Origin of the sequence: Streptomyces sp. NPDC059853 (assembly GCF_042731495.1) — a bacterium.
Classification (GTDB): Bacteria; Actinomycetota; Actinomycetes; order Streptomycetales; family Streptomycetaceae; genus Streptomyces.
In genome coordinates, this window is sequence record NZ_JBHWJL010000115.1 from 1 (window position 1) to 15,021 (window position 15,021).

Below are 15,021 nucleotides of genomic sequence, written 5' to 3' on the forward strand. Positions count from 1 at the left end.
CCCGAGGGGTTGCCGGCCATCGCCACTCTTACATTTTCGCCCTCCTCCAGCATGCGAGCCGCAAGCATGGTGAGCATTCCGTTATGTCACCCCCTCGTATTCACCGTGGCGGTATCACGTCGGCGCAGCACCCTGGAATCTCGGATGAGAGTGTTAGAGGATGTGTCTACCGAACAAGGCGGGCCTACCGGAAACATTCCGATACCCTCCTCCGCTCGGGCAACTTTATCCTGAAGGGAGGTGAAGAGAATGAAGAAGTACATCAAGCCGACCGCCAAGACGGTGACTTTCGGCACCATCCTCACTGTCAGCCCGTGATGGTTCGCCGGTCGGGGCGACGTTGAAAAATCGACGCTGCCCCGACCGGCCCCTTGTTTTTCCATACCTGCGAGTGGGGTAGTCATGTGTGGACTTGCTGGAATAGCACGTATAGACGGGTGCTCGCTGTCCGAGGGTACAGACAGTGTGCTGCGTGCAATGGCGCGCGCCGTGGCACACCGCGGACCCGACGAGGTGGAAATTCTGAGATCGGGCCCCGTAGGTCTCGCTTTTACTCGCCTGTCGCTTGTCGACCCACTCGCGGGCTCCCAGCCGCTGGTTAGTCAGGATGGAAGTCTCGTTCTCATCGCCAATGGCGAAATCTACAACCACCGAGAACTCGCCTCCGGGTTTCCCGCAGGAACGCGCTTCCAATCCGGGTCGGATTGTGAAGTTCTATTGCATCTTTATCAGCGGGACGGCCTACGTTTTCTGAATAGCGTGCGAGGAATGTTTGCTCTGGCCTTGTGGGACAAGCGCCGGAATCAACTTCATTTCGCTCGAGATAGGTTCGGGGTCAAGCCTCTCTTTCATCATCGGAATGGTGAGCGGGTTGTATTTGGCTCAGAAATGAAGGCGGTATTCCTAGATCACGCTAGTCCGCGCGAGCTCGACTGGGAAAGCGCCCTGGCAGATCAAGCAATGAGCGGCGCCCCAGTGTTTGCAGACGGCAGCCCAAACACCTGGTTCAAAGAGATCGAGCTCGTGCCGGCAGCAACCGTTGTAACTACCGACCTGCGTACCGGCGCTGTCTCCCACCACCGCTACTGGGAGTTTCCCGAATTCGGGCGGGACGACGAGACGACTGAGGTCGACTTTATCCGTACATATGGCGAGCTGCTGCAAGAGTCGGTTCGCGAATGTGAGACGGCTGATGTCGAATTGGGAATATTCCTCAGCGGCGGCATCGACTCCGCAGCTGTGGCGGCGCTCAGTTCTATCCGTCCCCGCAGCTTCACCGCTCTCAATGGCAGCACTCTAGTCAACCAAGACGCCGAGGGAGGACATCGCGCTGCAGCCCTACTTGGCCTCGATAATCATCAGGTTCTCTTCGATACTCGTCAAATTCCCACGGCCGACGAGTGGAAGCAGCTTTTGTGGCTTCTAGAGAGCCCACAATGCGGCCCCGAGATCTTCTACAAGCGGGAAATGTATCGCTTTGTGAAGGAGCAATATCCGGAAATCAAAGGGATGCTGCTCGGAGGTGGCAGTGATGAGTTCAACGGAGGATACTCTCTTTCTATAGCCAACGGTGGAAGTTGGAATGACTTTGTCCACAATATAGAAAAGATGAGCCTTCTTGAGGATCCAGGCCATCACCTGGGCCTCGGATCCTGGTGGGATCAGTCCTCCCGGCCTTTGCTCCGTCGTGAGATCCTTGGCCAGGTAAAGAATCGCACGGGTGACCCCTACGAGCGGTTCTTTCGATGGAAGTACCGGGATATCCAGCAGTACAACTGCTGGCACGAGGATCGCACTGCCGCTGGAAGTGGCATCGAAGCCCGTGTCCCCTTTCTTGATCACCGCCTCCTGGAGCTCGTGGCCCGGATCCCCCCAGAGTTGCGGCCTAGTCTCGTTTGGGACAAACGCATCCTGCGCGAGGCCATGCGAGATGTCCTACCACCGGAATTCACACAACGTCCCAAGGTACCCTTCTTTTATGGCGCCGGCGTCCACCACACATACCGGGCGTTCGCCGCGATGCTGGCACGGGAAGGAGACGCCCTCCTTGAGGAGGCACTCTCCAGTCCGGGCTCAGGCACGTATATCGACGTTGACAACGCTCGGGCCACCCTGCGGGACCTGCAGGAAGATCCGTCCTCCGGGCACGTCGAGTTTTTGCTGCGAGTCGTCAATCTTGGCCTACTCGAACAAATGACAGAGAGCATGCCGACTCCGCCGGTGTCCGCAGTGCCGGCTGTCGTGCCACGCCAAATTGTCATCAATGACTGGGAGAAACAACGGCCGGACATCGAGGCGGAGGTACTGCACCGCCCTGAGATCGGTGAGGATACGGTACTAAAGCTTCCCGACTCGGTACTATTGCTCGCCTCGCCCGGTACGCCAGGAATGGGCTACGTCGCGGTTAATGGCACCATCGAATATATCATCGATGAAAACGAGGCACCTGGGTGGTTTGGGCTGCTCGGGAGCTTCGATGGCGTTCAGAGCCTCGGCCAGTTGTTGAGTGGGGAACCCCAAGATATCAACGTCGCGAGGAATCTCATCAGCGACTCTATCGAGCTTGGCGTACTTACAGTGGAGAACAGGTCGTGACTTTTCCTGAACAGGTCTCAGGAAGAAGGATCACTGGTCCACTCCGTTTCACTTTTGACTGGGAAAAGTGGCGCCCCGAACGAAGTAGAGTCGCTGCTGCCGCTTGCGTCTTCGCTTTCGCCATCGCGCTATGGACCCAAGGTGGTCCGTGGCGATGGATCGCCGGGCTCGTGGTCTTGGGCACAGTCCCGCAGCTTCTGCCGTGGCGGCTCCCCAGAGACTCGCGGAGCGGACGGAGTTTCTGGGTTGAGACTTTGTGCGGCCTCGTCGCGCCGGTGGGCGCCCTTGCGGTGGCCCTGGCCGCCGGACTAACCGTCTTCGGGGCCCCACCGGCCTGGTGGTGGTACCCCATTGGCTGCATGACTGGGATGGCTCTGCTGCTGGCGGGCGGAATGGACATGCGGGCCCTGCATTCGGGAGAGCTGGCGTTCCTCATGGGCCCAACTCCGCGGACACATGGTATAGCTCGTGCAACGATTACCTTGACAGGTCCATGCGGCGAAGAAGTTCTCTTCCGGGGAATCGCCCTCACTGTGGCATCCCAGGCTTCCGCCCTGGGCCCGTTGGTGTTGCTCGGAGCTGTCGCGTTCGTCGCCAGCCACCATGTCTCCCCCGGAACCAACGGGCGGGCGTCGGATAGGGCGTTGCTCACAGAGATATTCGCCAGCGCAGTACTGCTAATCCTCACATTGCTTTCCGAATCGTTGTACCCCGCGCTTCTCGCCCATCTACTAAACAACGTTCCCGCAGCAGTTCTTCAATTGCAGCGTGAAAACAAGGGAAGGCTTTCGATGCCATGACCCCAGATGTGACGGCCATACGCAATGTGCTAACCGGACGCGACCTGCTGGGGCCCGATTGTCAGTCTGCTTTTCTTGTCGGATCACTCGCACGAGGCTGGGGAAATTCTACCAGCGATGTCGACATCTACGTCGTCTGCGATAAACCGAGGGGGGGTGGAATGGGAGCCGTTATTCAGGTTCCCTTGGACCCGACTCAGGTAACGACCGAAGTAATCCACAGCGATGGCAGACGTTGGGAGATTAAATACTGGACTTCTGCCCAAGCCAGACAGATGCTCGACAAAGTCTCCTGGCAGCAGTTCGAAGCGGGTGCCTCCCTGAGCAGTTTTCTTTCCGACGAGGAAGAACGCTTCCTAGAACGACTTCGCAACTGCATTCCAGTAACAGGCGAAAAGTGGGTAACCGAACAGCGTAATACATTGGACGCCTCCGCATTTCGGGCTTTTCTAATTTCTGACTGTCTCGGAAAATCGGATGATTTCCGCGAGGACGCACTGGGCCAACTCAGGTCCGGCGACCTGGAGGCGGCGATTCTCTCAGCCAAGTTGGCCTTCGGCCATGCAATCGACGGGCTGCTGGTATCGGCTGGCGAATACGGACGGTTGACCAAGTGGCGTGCCCGCCGGTTCCGGACAACGTCTCCTCAACTGCCTTTCGAACTCTACTGGAACATAGAGACAATGCGCACGTACGACCCCGTCACACCCGGCCACTGGGTCGAGGAGGTTCTGGCGCTCTGCAAGAGCATTTCTATGGAGGTGGAGATCGGATGACGCTCAGTCCGGAGACCGTGCCGCAGCCCGTCACAGAGGCACGTTTCCGTAACTTCCGCGGGAAGACATTCGTTGCCCGTGGTGAGCACGCCCTAGAACTGTCCGAGACCGCAGCACTCATCCTCAAGGGTGTTGATGGACAGCGCTCCGTGGCGGACCTCGGACAACTTGTCGCCACTGAATATGACATCGATATCGCAGAGGCCATTTCCGACACGTCCGAGTTGCTACAGCACCTCGTTGTTGCCGGGGTAGTGGTCGTAAACGAGGTCTGAATCGTGCGCATTGCCTTTAGTACGTATCAGAGGATGTGGCAAACAAACCGGCGGGCTTACCCATGGACGTACTTCACGTCAACTGTGCTCGCTGGGGCTCTGACAATGGTGCTCGCCTATTTCGCTTTTGTCGCAGGTGGCAGGCGCGTGAGTGCAACTTTCTCCGCGTACGCTGGCTCCGGCGATTACCTCGGCTATATCGCGGTCGGTGCCATTACCTACGCCTTCGCCGTCCGCATGCTCCTTTGGACGGCAAAGGCGCTAATCACCGAGGAGCGCGAAGGCACCATCGTTGCGCTTCTTGTGGCCCCCGCGACGCGAGTTCCCTACATGATTGGTTTTGCCAGTTTTGCACTGGTAAGCACCCTAGCTGAGGCGGGTGCTCTTACTGTCGTGGCCTTGCTCATCGGCGTCGCCTTTCCCACACCACACCTCTTGGGACTCGTAGTCGGTGTGGGGATCTTCACATTGGCACTTTTTAGCATGTCGCTGATCTTGGGAGCGGTGATGCTTTTCGCATCCGAGGCCCACATCTCTCAGAACACGCTCTTTCTCGTCATGGGTTTGGTGTGTGGGTTCACCTTCCCTCGGGAATATCTGCCGTCGCCCTTGCAGTGGTTGGCCGAAACCCTTCCGGTCACCCCCGCCCTGGATGTCCTCAGGGAAGGGCTCTCTGGAGTCTTCGATATCGCGGAGACGGGGCCCCGCATGGCTGCCTGCCTGGCTCTTTGCTCGGTGTATTTGCTCGCCAGCTGGTGGCTACTGCCTCGCGCCGAGCGGCGAGTGATGGAAAGGACATTCTGATAATGGCCGAGGAAATCGTCGCGCGTGACCTGCACAAAAGCTTCATCGTGCGCGACAAGATGTTCGGGCCGCGCAAACAGAAGACAGCTGTGAACCGGCTCACCTTGTCCATACCTCGTGGTCGGGTCACCGGGCTGTTGGGGCTCAACGGTGCTGGCAAGACGACAACAATCAAGATGATCTCGACGCTGCTGCGTCCGACCTCAGGCACTGTCACAGTCGACGGTCTGGACAGTGTCGCAAACGCCCGCGCAGTACGCGGGCGACTCAACCTGATCGCCGGCGGGGAACGCATGGTCTACGCGCGGATGACCGGCCGGGAGAACCTGCACTATTTCGGTCGACTCTATGGGGTCTCCACTCAGCTACTCCGTCCCCGCGCCGATGAACTGCTCGACACTGTCGGGCTTGCGGAGGCGGCCGATACCTTGGTGGAGCGTTACTCCCGTGGCATGACCCAACGTCTGGCCATCGCCCGCGGTCTCATAAACGATCCAGCCTATCTGCTGCTGGATGAGCCGACCCTGGGGCTGGACGCGCCGATCGCTCGCGATTTGCGCCGAGTCATCGCCAAGCTGGTCACAGAGGGCAAGGGCATCCTGCTCACATCTCATTATCTGACTGAAGTCGAAGAGCTATGCCAGCACGTCTACGTGATCGCACGGGGCAGTCACCTAGTGGAAGGAAGCCCAGCCGTACTGACCGCGTCGGCTGGACTACGGCGCACCGTTGAGGTGGTGGTGCCGCGCCCAGATGAGACGATTGTCGGTGCAGCCTCCGAGTTCGGGGAAAGAGTGGGTGCCCCAGTCACATACCTGCAGCGTGACGACGGATCACTGGTGGTTTCGCTCAGTCACACTGACGACATCGCGGGACCGCTCGTAACAGCAATTGTCGCCGCAGGAGGCGCTGTTGCTGGCCTCACGATCAACAACCCCTCGTTGGAAGGCGCAATACTGGCGCTGGCCGACGCAACCGAACCGTCCCCGGTACGGGGGGGCAAAACGGAATGAAGGAAGCCTTCGGGATCCTCACAGCGGAGGTCCTAAAACAGCACCGAAGGATGAGTGGCAGCAGAATCATTTTCTTCTCCATGCTGCTGTGGCCGTTGCTGCAACTGCTCACCACTTATTACACCGTACGCCCCGTAGTGGAGGAAAACACCAACGCAATATGGTCTGCGGACAGTACTCAGGGCGGGCTGCTGGCGTTCCTTGCGACCGGTGCTTTGGGCTTCGCATTCTTCTTCGCGCTAGTCCAGTCCGCATGGCATTTCTCCTTCGAGCGGCAGACGGGAACACTAGAACTACTATTCCTCTCTCCTGCTCCTCGTCTTCTCTTAGTAGTAGCTAATGGAGTCGGCGCACTGCTGCAGAACGTTTGGCTCTTTCTCTGCTTCGGGCTAGCCCTGACAGTGATCCCAGGTGCGGTGCATTTGGAGAGTCCCGGCATGTTCGTAGTGGTGTTTCTTGCTCTCGTCGTACCTGCGGTTTCCTGGGGTGCGTTCCTGAACAGTCTGCTGATATTCTCCCGCGATTCAGCCTTTCTTTTCACGCTGTTCAACGAGCCGATGGCGTTCGCGGGGGGCGCACGACTTCCGCTGGCAGCTCTTCCCGGGTGGATTTCCGTGATCGGCACTTTCCTTCCGCTCACTGGAAGCCTGAAAGTCGTCCGAGGTGCCCTACTCGAGGGAAAAGGGCTGGGTGACCTCACGGGCATACTGTTCACGCTTACCGGGCTTAGCCTTCTGCTTCTTGCCCTCGCATCGCTAACGCTCCGCCTTGGTGAACGCCGCGCCCAGCGAACAGGTCAGCTAAGACTGTTCTAATCCAAAGACAAAGGAGTGTGATCGATAATGTGTGGAATCGTGGGCCTATTCGTTGGCTGCTCAGCTCTCTCTTATTGTCCTCGGGACCTGCTGGCTCAGTCGTTCTCCTCCTCCCCTGAGACGGACGGCGGAGCAGTTGATGAGGAGTACCGCAGCCCGTTTCGTACCTGGTACGAGCGGGCCAGCGTACGCCACGCGCCTCGCCGCATACTCGAGAAGCAACCCGATGAATTCACCTATTTCTTCCCTCCAGAACTTGTTCCCATTGCTCAGCACTCTCTCGTTCAGGCGCTTCCGCCACCGATTTTTGAGCAAGTCCTGATCCAGCACTTGTACCGGTACCTCGATTTCACCGCAAAGCTCGAATACTTGGTGGTGAATCGGACCATCCTCGGTATCGCGCACGGCAGTGTTCGGGTAGACATGCCTGATGAGATGCGCTTCGACGCACTGAAAATGTACTGCGACGAGGCCTACCACTCCCTCTTCTCCGTGGACCTGGCGCGCCAGGTCCACGAGCAGACAGGAATTGCCGCTCGACTACCCGAACGTCCTTACTTCTTACGTCGACTGGAACTGACCATCGAGAATGCCGGACCAGATCTGCGCAACCTGACCGAGCTTCTCTTTGTGATCGTCTCCGAGACCTTGATCTCCGCCACCCTGGCCGAAATCCCGAGCGGTCACCGCGTCGTCCCGGTGGTTCGCGACACTATTCGAGACCACGCCTTGGATGAAGGCAGGCACCATGCCTACTTTGCTACGTTGCTCCGCAGGTTGTGGGGTCAACTAGCACCCACCACACGTCATCAGGCGGCTCTCTTGACGCCCAGCCTCATCGACGCTTTCCTCAGGCCGGACATCGAAGAGATACGGAAAGAACTGCATGGATACGGCTTGGGGCGAGATGACACGGAGCAGGTAATCGGTGAAGTACTCTCGGAGCGTGTGGTGCAGGAGCATACGGCCCTAACTGCACAGCAGACCGTCCGTTACTTTGAGTCAGTGGGAGCCCTCGAAATCCCCGAGGTGCGTGAGGAGTTCTACAAGTACGGCTTGGTGACGGGTTGAACAAGAGGGCCCCCATTCACTTCTGGTGATGTTCCCTAACCTCCCAGACAGTTAACCTCGATTTTTCGTGATGGCCCGTCGGTTTCATCGGCGGGCCGTTTCGTTGTTCGGGCTGGTGGTGGCCAGGCTGATGGCCCGGCTGTCGCGTCTGGTGGTCGCCGGGTTCCACGGCTCCGGTCAGGGTGGAGTTGCTCGCAGGGGCGGGAACGCCCGGCGTGGGCCGGTCACCAGTCCTCACCACCCCCACCGGCGGTCTCAACAGCTGCGCGACGACGGGGCGCCGAGGATCACGACGTGTCCTCATCGTCCCCACTGGGGAAAGGGGGCGCGGCGGTCACTGTCAAACGGTCATGAATGTCAGGGCTCGTAGCTCCGTTTGAATTCCTCTCCTACCTGCTACCTTCCCCGCCTCGGCTGCGTCGGCTCACGCCCCTCCCCAGCTGGCCTTGCCCCGGTCTCCCCGCTGCGGCATCCTGGTGGACTGATCCCAACAGGTGGAGTGGCCCCCGGCCTTCGGGTTGTGCTGAAACGCTGCTGGAAGCGTGAACGCTGGTAGAGCGTCACAGCCGCTTGCAGAGGAAGTTGATGTACATCAAGGGCACGACTAGTTGGTCTGTCCGTCATCGCCTCTTCCGAATCGGAGGGGTGGATCAGCCGCCACGCCGCTACGGCGGTCACCACCTGGAGCCAGTGCGGGTGCTGCTCCTCATCATCGGAGTCGGGGGCGGGGACTTGGCGGACCCATGCTTCGGGAGGCTCGTCTCCTCCTATTACCGCGCGAAGAGCCTCGTCAGCGAACGTTCGCGCCGCTGTCTCCATGTCTCGCCGGGTGCTGGGGTCGGTGATCTCGTTCAGCAGCGCTCGGTGAATGTTTCCTGCTGTTCGGGCAGCGATCGTTGTGCCGATGGCGGGGCGGTGGGGTCGGACTTTGGCTGTGGCGTGGGCGCGAGTTCGTCGGGCGGTTTGCTGGATGCGCTGGTGGAGGACTGTCCAGGCGCGGGCGTCTTCGGTCTGCGCTGGCTGGTCGCCGATTCCGGGGGTGGCGGGGTCGATGATGCCGTGACGGGTTCTCCAGGCGTCGGCCAGTGCTGCCATTCGTTCCCAGGTGGCTCGTAGGGTGACCTTTTCCTGTGGGACAGGGCCGAGAGCGCTGGTCCAGGGGGGTGGTTCGGTGGCGAGGAGCGTGCCGTTGTGGGCGAGGCGGTCGGCGAGTGCTCTTCGTCGTTCGGTGAGGTGGTCGCGCCACTCAGTTGAGGTGTCTGGGTGGTGGAGGGCGGTGGTGGGGGCGAGCCAGTCGGGTAGCGGACCGGCGTGATCCGGTTGTGGGGGCGGGTTGTCGGGGAGGCGGATGCGGAAGCGTTGTTCGGCGCGGATGCGTTCGGCGATGATCCCGGCGGGGTGGAGGCGTTCGCGGCCAAGGAAGGTCGTACGGCGTAGGTGGGCGAGTTCTTCGGCTGCTGCTCGGGCGGCGTCCCGGTCGTGGGTGTGCTGGGCGAGGCGGAGTCGGTGGCGGGCTTCGGCGATCGCGTCGCCGGGGCTGGTCTGGCTGAGGCGGGCGAGGGCTTGGTCGCTGAGGTGTTTCAGCGGGCGGGGGCGGTGGGCGGTGCGTTCGGCGGTGGCGCGGGCTTCGGTGATGTGGGCGTGGATGCGCCAGGCCAGGACCGCGGCGGGGTCTTCCGCGTTGGTGAAGCCGCTCATTGCGTAGGCGCGGGTGAGGATGCGGGCGGTGGTCCAGCCGTCCGCTTCGGCGGTTCGGAGGGCGCGTTCGACGGCCGGCCAGGCGTCGGCCGTGGTGAACTGCTCGGCGGCCCGGCCGAGGGTGCGGCGGGCGAGGTTCTTCAGGCGTTCGGTGTCGGCGCGGTGGTGGGCGTCGGTGTACTCGGCGGCCAGCTGGGCGATGCCGTAGGCGTGGTCTTGTTCGGTGCGGATGGTTTCGTGGGCGGAGACCGAGGGCCGGCTGGAGCGGGCGACGGTGTCCAGGACGTCGTGCATGGTCTGGCCCTCGTCGGCGACCACGTGCAGGTGGTTCGTCCGGCGGCCTCGGGTGGCCATGACGTAGGCGGCTTCTCGGCTGGTGCGGGCGGTGATCAGGCCGTGCGCGGTGTCCACGGTCAGGCCCTGGGCGCGGTGGGTGGTGCTGGCGTAGCCGAGTTCGACGTGCCGGTGCAGGTAGCGGGCGGGAAGAGTGGTCCGACCCCCGTGGGTGGTGTGGCGGACACGGGCGTTGCCTGCGCGGTCGAGGTGTTCGATGTGCCATTGGTCGCCGTTCTTCACGAAGTCGCGGGCGCCGTTGACCAGGAGGCGGCGTTCGTTCTTGCGGGTCACGATGACGTCGCCCACGGCGGCGTGGAGCTGGTCCCGTAGCGGGATCGTGCGGCTGAGGTCGAGGGAACCGGAGGCGATCTGGAATGCCTGGGCGCGGGCGTTGAGCGCGCGAACGCTCTCGGTGTCGTCCGCCATCATCAGCGACCCGAGACCGGCCTCTGTGTCGGTCTGCCAGGCGGTGAACACGGAGTCCAGCATCGTCTCCGCGTCGCCGCCCACCACGCGGTTGTGGGCGGCGTGCCAGCGGAACGCCTCCTCGGGAGCGCCGTCCCGCAAGGTGAGGGTTGCCTCCGCCTCGCCCTCCGTTCGGAAACGGTGTAGCGCCTCCAGCTCAACCGCGCCGACCTCGTGGGCGACCAGGCGGAGCGCTCCCCCGGACTCCACCGCGCCGAGCTGTGCAGGGTCTCCGATCAGGCGGACGAGAGCGCCGGCCTGTTCAGCCTCGGCGATGACACGGGCGAGGTTTCGTGTGCCGGCCATTCCGGCCTCGTCCACCACGATCACGTCGCCGGGGCGGAGTTGGTAGACATCCTTGATGCGGCGGCCTTCGGCCAGGCGGTTGCGGTGTGCGAGCCAGCTGTGCAGGGTGTGGGCGGCGGTGCCGAGTTCGTTCTCCAGTACTTTCGCCGCTCGGCCGGATGGCGCCAGGCAGATCAGGCGTCCGCCTCCGGCGGCCACCGCGTCGCGTACCAGCCGGAGCGCGGTCGTCTTGCCCGAACCGGCCGGGCCGATGCCGGCGGCGACCTGTTTGTCCGAGCAGGCGAACACTTCGGACAAGCGCTCCTGGCCGGCGTCCAGCCGGGGCCCGTTCCATCGCTCGGCCGCGACTCGGAACCGTTCCCGAGAGCACGCCGGGGCGACCGTCCGACGAGCCGCGTCCAGGACGCGTTCCTCGTTCATCAGGACCTCGGCGGAGGTATACAGCTCGGACTCACGACGGCGGTAGATGCTCGTGCCGTCCGCCCGCTGGAGCGGCGGGAACGGGGTATGGAGTTCCGGCGGAGTGATGTTCAGCGAGCCCGCGTTGAGTGCCTGCTGGGTGATGCGTTCGGCCAAGCCGGCGGTGTCTCCCCGGCCGCCCGTGAGACGGACCACCTGGCGGCGCGCCTCGGCCAGGATATGGCGGCGACCCCACACCGATCGTTCGCCCGATACGACCTCCAGCACCGTGTCCGCTGTCTCCGGCACGTCCACCTCGGCAGCTGGTGCGTTCACTGCGCCGCGGCTGGTGTCGAGCAGGCCGTTGACGCGGGGGGCGCCGAAGAGGCGTACGGCCTCGGCTCGCCAGGTTGCGCGGAGGTCGGCCAGTGCTCGGGCCTTCTTCTTCGGTGGCCGGGTCTGCTGCGCGGCGCGTTCGATCAGGGCCATGCGGGCGCGAACGTCCGGTTCCTTGCCGTGGCGGGTGCGGTACTCGTCCAGGAGGGGTTCGAGGTGGGCGCGGATGTCCTGTCCACGTTTGGAGAAGGCGTCCATCAGGTCGTCGTCCAGGCCGCTGATGGCCATCACCGGGCGCTTTCCCGGCGTGACCTCGCGTTCTTCGGCCCGGACACCGAGGCGGCGGCACAGCTCCTCGACGACGCGCTGGTTGTACAGCTCGCTGGCTGCCACGCCCATCGCGTACAGCAGCTTGCCGTCGATGGAGCGCCACTTGCCGTCGAGGCCGCGGACCTTGTTGGCGACGACGACGTGGTCGTGGAGCAGCGGATCGCCGAGCCGGCTGTCGTAGTGGCGGTAGCGGGCGGCGATGAGCCCGCCGCGTACGTCTTCCTGGGCGATGCCGTTGATGCCGGTGCGGGTGGCGAGGGCGTTCTTCTCGATCCAGGTGAGGGTTTCGGCGATGGCCTGTTCGTGGGCGGCTTCGACCTGGAGGCGGGTCTCCTCGTCGCCCAGGGCCCACAGGATGGAGCCGTACTTGTTGCGGAAGACGAGGTCGTAACCGGCGACGGGCCGGCGGTCGCAGCGGGTGTTCGCGGTGATATACCTGCTCAGCTCCTCCGCGTTCTTCGGGGAGCGGCCGAAGTCCTCGCGGAAGGCAGAGGCGCCGACCGTGCCCCGGAGCCTGCGGCGCTCCTCGTTGGTGGTGGGCCGGTTCTTCCTGGCTTCGAGCTGGTCGATCGCGTCCTGGATGCGGGCGGCCAGTGGGCCTTCGGTCTGTTCGTAGCGGTAGTAGCGGCGGCCCAGGCGGGCGCGGCGGATGGCCTCGGGTGGTGAGCAGCCCTGGTCGATGGCTTCTTCGATGATGCGGTCGGCGTCGGGGTGGAGTCCTTCGCCGAACAGGGCCTTCATCTGGGGCTCGGTGACGGTGCCGGACACTCCGAGTTCGGCTGTGCCGGAGCCGGTCCACACGCCGGGGGGGTTGCCTTCGGCGGTGTAGTAGTCGCTCAGCTCGCGACGGCCGGACCGGCGTTCATCGCCGGTGGCGATCTCGCGCGTGTAGTACAGATAACCGTCACCAGCGGTCAGCTTGTGAATGGTCATCATGGAACGCACGTTACCTCGTGACATTGTGAATGCAAGAGCTTCGACCATTTGTCTTCCGGGGCGCATTCCCCCGGAAGACAAATGGATCGCACGGTATGCATGACTGCCCCAATTGACCATTCCCGAGCGAGCCTGAGACAGCCATACGGCAAGAAGATTTGGCGCGTTGGTGATTTTCACCCCTCGCGAGCCATGATTTCTTTGGCCCCTACCCCGATTTCAAGGAAGGGAAGGAATATGGCAGGACGCAGGACTTCGAGAACACTGCTGGCCCGCGAGAAGGCCCGTGCACGAACCGCCGAACTCCGGGCGCGGGAGCAGCAGCTTGAGGACCTCGCCACCCACTGGTTCGAGGCGGAGGCCGAGATCACAGAAATCGACGTCGCCGCCCGGCGCAAGGTGGAGACGTACGCGGCCAGAGTTCGCACCGAGTCGGGGAAGGAAACCCGGCGGCTGCGGGCCACCATGGCCGCGGTGGCCACTCGGATGCTGGAGCTGGATCGGGTGCGCTCGGTGGCCGGCAGGCTGGGAATTCCCGAGTCCGAGCTGCGATCCATTCAGCAGGCGTCGACGACGCCCGCGGCCGGACGTGAAGAGGCCACGGTTACGTCGTGACAAGACGGTGGTCCCCGCCCGAACTGCTGACAGTCGGGCGGGGACCACCGGAAGCGGGAACGCGAGTTCAGCCTTGTCGGGTGACGGGGGGCATCCACGCCGTGGGGACGGGAGGGTTTGAGGGAGGTGCGGTAGGCAGGGGCGGCACGGTCGCGGGCGCCGGCGGCACCTGCGCGGCATACTGGCCATGCGGCCGTCCGCCATCGTCAAACTTCATCACACAACGGATTCGGCTGCCGCCGTGTACTTCCATCCGCCAAGGATGGCCGGCGCTGAACAGCAGCCACATCGGCTGGCCGTCGCGGACGCTCTTCTCGTAACGAGCGAGGCGAAAACCCACCGAGGTCCCATCGTGAGTTCCGACTTCCATCGCCATCCCGATGAGACCGGGATGCAACTCCTCGATCGGAATATCAACCGTTCGATTCACCGTCTTCTCCTTCCTTGTCTGCGATGCCGTTCCGGAGACGGAGCGACGCATCACAGCATCACGGAATATGGAGGTGCGGTCGCGCACATTCGCGCCGAGTCGGGACCACGGGAAGGGAACGCTGTCCCATTGTGTTTCACTCGGCTTTGTCTCGTTCGGCGTTGAGAATTCTGTTCCAGGTGGACCGGGATGCCGGGTGCGCCTTCTGCAGCTCCCGGATAAGGTCAGCGTTACGCGCGCCCGGATGATCGGCCAGTGCACGGCGGGCCAGTTCGGGTCGGCGGTCTACTTCTCCCTGGCGTCGCCGCCCACCCTTCTGCCCCCGGTAGATACGGCGGTCGGCATACGCCCACATCCGGCCCAGCTTCCACAGTGGACGCCGGCCTCCGCCGGGCAGTTCTCTCCACTCGTCCGGCTCGGGAAAGTCGTCGGGCCGCTCGGTGAGCCAGTGGCTCACCGTGGAAGCGTCGGCGTGTCCGCAAACGCGGGCGAAGTCCGCCAGCCCTCCGAGAACCTCCGGGTCCCCTTCCCTGCGGGAAACACCCCTGCGTTCGGCCTGGTACCGCGTGTACCACCGCTCCCACTCGCTGACCACCCACCGAGGGCGAGCAGGACCGGATTGGCCGGCAACGGAGTCAGCAGGCGACGGGTGGTTGTTCGTGGTCCTCTCGGCCCACAGGCGTTCCAGCGTCGACACGCTGACCCTGAAACGCTCAGCGAGTTCGGCACGGGTGGCCAGTTCGGCTTCGGCCCCAGCCCGAGGCCCGGCATCCACAAGATCTCCGATTCGGTTGCGGGGGGTTCTTCGAACGTGCAGGTATGCCCCCAGCCTATGTGTTGGTGTGCCGACGAACGTGTTGGTGTGCAGGCGTGAAACGTGTTGGTGTGCAGGCACAGGTGTGTTGATGTGACGCCATGAGGCGACCGGCTTAGGCTGGAGATTCCTACGGACGTGTTGGCTCCTTGATGAGGGAAGCGCTCCGGTAGGCGGACGGTCGGCCGGTTGCCCGCTTGTGCCGAC

At 62.9% G+C, this 15,021-nt stretch carries 12 protein-coding genes; 9 read left to right on the forward strand and 3 right to left on the reverse strand.

The genetic code is table 11. The features are described 5' to 3' along the window. Positions 1-402 precede the first annotated feature (402 nt). The 8 genes from asnB to ACFV5N_RS14735 all read left to right on the forward strand — a co-directional run bounded on the left by asnB (position 403) and on the right by ACFV5N_RS14735 (position 8,149). Positions 403-2,595 (forward strand): asparagine synthase (glutamine-hydrolyzing), encoded by a 2,193-nt coding sequence (gene asnB / locus ACFV5N_RS14700; protein ID WP_385598872.1) that lies wholly within the window; start codon positions 403-405, stop codon positions 2,593-2,595. A gap of 434 nt (positions 2,596-3,029) precedes the next feature. Next, positions 3,030-3,395 (forward strand): CPBP family intramembrane glutamic endopeptidase, encoded by a 366-nt coding sequence (locus tag ACFV5N_RS14705; protein WP_385598902.1) that lies wholly within the window; start codon positions 3,030-3,032, stop codon positions 3,393-3,395. Beyond that, complete coding sequence (locus ACFV5N_RS14710; RefSeq protein WP_385598875.1) at positions 3,392-4,171, forward strand: nucleotidyltransferase domain-containing protein; 780 nt, start codon at positions 3,392-3,394, stop codon at positions 4,169-4,171. Before ACFV5N_RS14705 ends, ACFV5N_RS14710 begins: the two co-directional genes overlap by 4 nt. Continuing rightward, entirely contained in the window at positions 4,168-4,446 is a 279-nt protein-coding gene (locus ACFV5N_RS14715; protein WP_385598878.1) for a PqqD family protein, read from the forward strand. The genes ACFV5N_RS14710 and ACFV5N_RS14715 overlap by 4 nt, the downstream gene beginning before the upstream one ends. A 33-nt stretch (positions 4,447-4,479) precedes the next feature. Further along, the gene (locus ACFV5N_RS14720; protein WP_385598905.1) at positions 4,480-5,250 is read left to right on the forward strand and encodes an ABC transporter permease; all 771 of its coding nucleotides are present in this window, start codon (positions 4,480-4,482) and stop codon (positions 5,248-5,250) included. Positions 5,251-5,252: 2 nt separating this feature from the next. Beyond that, positions 5,253-6,263 (forward strand): ABC transporter ATP-binding protein, encoded by a 1,011-nt coding sequence (locus ACFV5N_RS14725; protein ID WP_385598881.1) that lies wholly within the window; start codon positions 5,253-5,255, stop codon positions 6,261-6,263. Beyond that, positions 6,260-7,078 (forward strand): ABC transporter permease, encoded by an 819-nt coding sequence (locus tag ACFV5N_RS14730; protein ID WP_385598884.1) that lies wholly within the window; start codon positions 6,260-6,262, stop codon positions 7,076-7,078. The genes ACFV5N_RS14725 and ACFV5N_RS14730 overlap by 4 nt, the downstream gene beginning before the upstream one ends. 39 nt (positions 7,079-7,117) lie before the next feature. Further along, the gene (locus tag ACFV5N_RS14735; protein WP_385598887.1) at positions 7,118-8,149 is read left to right on the forward strand and encodes a diiron oxygenase; all 1,032 of its coding nucleotides are present in this window, start codon (positions 7,118-7,120) and stop codon (positions 8,147-8,149) included. Positions 8,150-8,545: 396 nt separating this feature from the next. Here the strand turns inward: ACFV5N_RS14735 and mobF are convergent, their stop codons facing one another. After that, positions 8,546-12,955, reverse strand: a complete 4,410-nt coding sequence (mobF, locus tag ACFV5N_RS14740; protein WP_385598890.1) for a MobF family relaxase — start codon at positions 12,953-12,955, stop codon at positions 8,546-8,548. Between the two features lie 237 nt (positions 12,956-13,192). Here mobF and ACFV5N_RS14745 point away from each other — a divergent pair, with 237 nt between their 5' ends. Beyond that, entirely contained in the window at positions 13,193-13,570 is a 378-nt protein-coding gene (locus ACFV5N_RS14745; protein WP_385598893.1) for a hypothetical protein, read from the forward strand. 67 nt (positions 13,571-13,637) lie between these two features. Here the strand turns inward: ACFV5N_RS14745 and ACFV5N_RS14750 are convergent, their stop codons facing one another. Together ACFV5N_RS14750 and ACFV5N_RS14755 are read right to left on the reverse strand one after the other, a co-directional pair. After that, positions 13,638-14,087, reverse strand: a complete 450-nt coding sequence (locus tag ACFV5N_RS14750) for a hypothetical protein (RefSeq protein WP_385598896.1) — start codon at positions 14,085-14,087, stop codon at positions 13,638-13,640. 49 nt (positions 14,088-14,136) lie between these two features. Continuing rightward, positions 14,137-14,457, reverse strand: coding sequence for a hypothetical protein (locus ACFV5N_RS14755; protein ID WP_385598899.1), 321 nt, complete (start codon positions 14,455-14,457; stop codon positions 14,137-14,139). Between the last annotated feature and the right edge of the window lie 564 nt (positions 14,458-15,021).